Here is a 795-nt window from a genome sequence, read left to right on the forward strand (position 1 = left end):
TGGGCCGTGCAACCTTTCGCCTCGCTTCTTGCATCAGGGTGTCGGGCTTCACCTGGAGTGCGGCCTGGAAAGGAGTGCCGTCCATGGCGGAGCGCGGGCGTGATGAGGAGTTCAGGGAGTTCGCCGAGTCCAGAGCGGACTGGCTGCGCAGAGTGGCCTTTTTGTTGTGTTCGGACTGGCATCGGGCTGATGACCTGGTGCAGGAGACCTTCACGAAGTTGTACGTCCACTGGCGGCGGATGCGGCGTGCGGAGAACCCGGACGGTTATGCCCGGGCGGTGCTGGTGAACACGTTTTTGGCGGAGCAGCGTTCGCCGCGGCTGCGGTGGGCGGCTCGGTGGCAGGGCCGGCCGGTGGAGGACCATCCGGCGCCGCCGGCCGATCCGGATGCCTCCCTTGATCTGCGGCGGGCGTTGGCGGCGATTCCGCCCCGGCAACGCGCGACTTTGGTGCTCCGCTATTACCACGATCTGAGTGTCGAGCAGACCGCCGATGCGCTGGGTTGTTCTCCGGGGAACGTCAAGAGCCAGACGGCGCGTGGTCTTCAGGCTCTGCGTGGGGTGCTCGCCGCCCGTTCCGCCACTACTGCTGGGAGGACTGTGTGATGCGTGACGGGACCGATGAGTTGACCCGGGAACTGGGTGAGTTGGCCGGCACGGCTGCGCCCGCGAGTGGTGTCGATGTCGGCAGGGCGGTGCGGGAGGGCAGGGTCCGGGTGCGGCGCAGGCGGTTCGCGGCGCTCGGTGCGGTGGCGGCTGCGGTGGCGGCGACCGCGGTGGTGTCGTTCCTGCCGCC

General features: G+C 68.7%; 2 protein-coding genes. Both read left to right on the plus strand.

The window, feature by feature from the left end; translation table 11 throughout:
• Positions 1-605, plus strand: a 605-nt coding sequence (locus PV410_RS44595; protein WP_500332392.1) for a SigE family RNA polymerase sigma factor, incomplete at its 5' end; no start/stop codon positions are given.
• The coding region (locus tag PV410_RS44600; RefSeq protein ID WP_500332393.1) for a hypothetical protein at positions 605-795 on the plus strand (191 nt) is incomplete at its 3' end. The genes PV410_RS44595 and PV410_RS44600, both read left to right, overlap by 1 nt.

It is taken from the genome of Streptomyces sp. PA03-5A, from assembly GCF_033792725.1.
In the GTDB taxonomy this organism is placed as follows: Bacteria; Actinomycetota; Actinomycetes; order Streptomycetales; family Streptomycetaceae; genus Actinacidiphila.